The organism is Stenotrophomonas sp. 2YAF22 (assembly GCF_052114665.1).
GTDB classification, from domain to species: Bacteria; Pseudomonadota; Gammaproteobacteria; order Xanthomonadales; family Xanthomonadaceae; genus Stenotrophomonas; species Stenotrophomonas indicatrix.
In genome coordinates, this window is the sequence record NZ_JBFRFE010000594.1 from 1 (window position 1) to 2,742 (window position 2,742).

Annotated in this window: 4 protein-coding genes and 1 pseudogene; 3 read left to right on the forward strand and 2 right to left on the reverse strand. The window is 67.5% G+C overall.

What is annotated here, in order from left to right; genetic code table 11:
- Positions 1–229 (reverse strand): annotated as a pseudogene (locus AB4Y84_RS18650) (hypothetical protein); the annotation flags it as partial.
- Between the two features lie 10 nt (positions 230–239).
- Positions 240–839 carry an NfuA family Fe-S biogenesis protein gene (locus tag AB4Y84_RS18655; protein WP_025876727.1) on the reverse strand — a complete coding sequence of 200 codons (600 nt, stop codon included), beginning with the start codon at positions 837–839 and terminating at the stop codon, positions 240–242.
- A gap of 90 nt (positions 840–929) precedes the next feature.
- On the opposite strand from AB4Y84_RS18655, the gene AB4Y84_RS18660 reads away from it, so the two are divergent.
- From AB4Y84_RS18660 to zupT, 3 genes are all read left to right on the forward strand, one after another.
- Positions 930–1,280, forward strand: coding sequence for a 4a-hydroxytetrahydrobiopterin dehydratase (locus AB4Y84_RS18660; protein ID WP_442250633.1), 351 nt, complete (start codon positions 930–932; stop codon positions 1,278–1,280).
- Positions 1,277–1,693, forward strand: coding sequence for an energy transducer TonB (locus tag AB4Y84_RS18665; RefSeq protein WP_312787851.1), 417 nt, complete (start codon positions 1,277–1,279; stop codon positions 1,691–1,693). Before AB4Y84_RS18660 ends, AB4Y84_RS18665 begins: the two co-directional genes overlap by 4 nt.
- Positions 1,694–1,790: 97 nt before the next feature.
- A complete protein-coding gene (zupT, locus tag AB4Y84_RS18670) occupies positions 1,791–2,600 on the forward strand; it encodes a zinc transporter ZupT (protein ID WP_025876721.1) in 810 nt (269 codons plus the stop codon).
- The last annotated feature ends 142 nt before the right edge of the window (positions 2,601–2,742 follow it).

A 2,742-nucleotide genomic window follows, 5' to 3' on the forward strand; every position in this document is an offset into this window, starting at 1 on the left:
GGGACGCCCATGGCCCCAGCGCCGGCAATTGCCCCGGGGGGCCTGGCAGCGGTCGCGGCAGCAGCACCGCGATCACTTCGCGCGCGTGCAACGGACGCGGCAGCGGCGTCAGCGTCCGCAGCCAGATCGCCCAGCCGTACGGCAGGCCAGTGTTCTTCTCGAGGATGGGCGGTCGCTGCTGGCGCGCCAGCAGCAGGTCGATGAGTTGCTCGGCTCTGGGCAGAGGCACGCGTTGGCGATCAGGCGGCGTTGCCGCGCGGAATATACGGAGCGTGGCCGCTGTCGTGATCGGTAGCATCACGCACGGCGGTCACCCCCGGCACACGGCCCATCAAGGTCTTCTCGATGCCCTGCTTGAGGGTGACGTCGGCCATGCCGCAGCCCTGGCAGCCACCGCCGAAGCGCAGCAGCACCACGCCGTCGGCCGAGACTTCCTGCACGGCGACCTTGCCACCGTGCGAAGCGAGCTGCGGATTGACTTCGTTTTCCACCACCCAATGCACGCGCTCGACCAGCGAGGCGGCATCGCCGGGCGCTTCGCCCTTGATCCGCGGCGCCTTGATCGTCAGCTGCTGGGTACCGGCCGTGCCGGGCACGATGTCAATTTCTGCTCCATCGAGCCAGCCAACGCTGCTTGCGTCGACATAGAGCGTGAAGCCATCGCAGTCCACCGCCCACTCGTCGCCGAGCAGGTCGGTCGGCTCGGCGAACTCCAGCCGGGCATCAGCACGCGGGGTGCCAGGATCGACCGCACTCAAGCGCACGCCCATGCCGGGCACGCCCTCGCGTTCGATCAGCTTGCGGAAATGGGTCTGGGCAGTGTCGGAGATCTGGATCATCAGGCTATTCTAGCCAAGTAAGCGTCAGCCGCTCATTCGTTTTATACACCGGCCGGCGCATTGTTCAGTCAACACGAGGTGGAGGAACCCATGGCCGACCTGATTCCGCTGGCACAGGCCCGTTGCGTGCCGCGCAAAGGCAGCGACCACAAGCTGGGCGAGGCCCGCCTGGCAGAATTGCTGCCGCAGGTTCCCGGCTGGGAGCTGGCCGAGGCCGGCCAGGCGCTGGTGCGCACGTTCCGCTTCAAGGATTACTACGCCACCATGGCCTTCGTGAACGCGCTAGCCTGGATCGCCCACGGTGAGGACCATCACCCGGACCTCGGTGTCCATTACGACCGTGCCGTCGTCCGCTATTCCACCCACGACGTGGGCGGCCYGAGCGAGAACGACTTCATCTGCGCAGCGAAGACTTCAGCCCTGACGGAGCAACCGAAATGAACGTGCGATTGCTGAGCCTGTCCCTGCTTGCCGTGACCAGCCTGGCCGGCTGCGGCTCCTCCGAGCCCCCGGCAGCGCCGGCCGCGGCCCCCACCGAAGTGGCTGCGGTGAAGACCCCGCCGCCGCAGTATCCGCTGGAACTGGCCTGCACCGGCGTGGGCGGCACCAGCACCTTCAAGGTGGTGATCGGCACCGACGGCAAACCCAGCGAGGTCACCCTGCTGACCGGCGCCGGCAACCCGCAGCTGGACGATCTGGCCAAGACCGCCGTGCAGGGCTGGCAGTTCAAGGCCGCCACCCGCAATGGGGAGGCCGTGCCGGCCACGATCCAGGTGCCGGTCAGCTTCAACCCGCCGCAGCCGAAGCCGGACCAGTGCTTCGCCATCGAAGAAAGCCTGCGCCGCGGCGGCTGATCGCCTGCCGGTGACGAGGCCAGCCGACGCCCGCCTCGCCTTTGCCGCCCCGGCCCGTGCCGGGGCGATTGCTTGATGACAAGGAACGCGTCGGTACATGCTGCAGATTCCCCCCGAAAACATCTGGATCGCCCTGGCGGTCACCCTCGCTGCGGGCCTTGCCACCGCCATCGGCAGCCTGCTGGTGCTGTTCTCGCGTCGCCCCAATCCGCGCCTGCTGGCCTTCGGCCTGGCCTTTGCCGGCGGCGCGATGGTGTACGTCTCGCTGTCGGAGATCCTCAACAAATCCATCGCCTCGTTCGCGCTGGCCTATGGTGAACGCACCGGCTTCACTTACGGCACCCTCGCCTTCCTGCTCGGCGTGGTGGTGATCGTGCTGATCGACCACTTCATTCCCAACCCGCATGACAGCCTGGACAAGCAGGACCCGGCCTTCCGCGAGAACAGCCGCGAATACCTGAAGCGGGTCGCCCTGCTGACGTCGGTGGCGATCACCGCGCACAACTTTCCGGAGGGGCTGGCGACGTTCTTCGCGACGCTGGAGAGCCCGTCGGTGGGCATGCCGCTGGCCTTCGCCATCGCCATACACAACATTCCCGAGGGCATCGCCATTGCGGTGCCGGTGTACTTCGCCACGCAGAACAAGTTCTACGCGTTCGCCGCCAGCCTGCTGTCAGGCCTGGCCGAGCCTGTGGGCGCGGCGATCGGCTATGTCCTGCTGTCCGGCTCGCTGTCCCACGCCACGTTTGGTTGGGTGTTCGGCCTGATTGCCGGTGTGATGGTGTTCCTGGCGCTGGACGAGCTGCTGCCGGCAGCCAAGCGCTACGCCAAGGGCCACGAGACCGTGTATGGCCTGGTGGCGGGCATGGGCACGCTGGCGATCAGCCTGGTGCTGTTCAAGTGGTGAAGGGTTTCCGGCCAACGGGCTGAGCCCCCTCGCGGCTGGCAGAGCGAGATGCTGCGGTTGGGCCGGGCGAGGTGGGGTTGCGGGGGACGCCGTAAACCCATCCWTGGGGGCTTGGGCGCGCCATCCATGGCGCTTACACCCC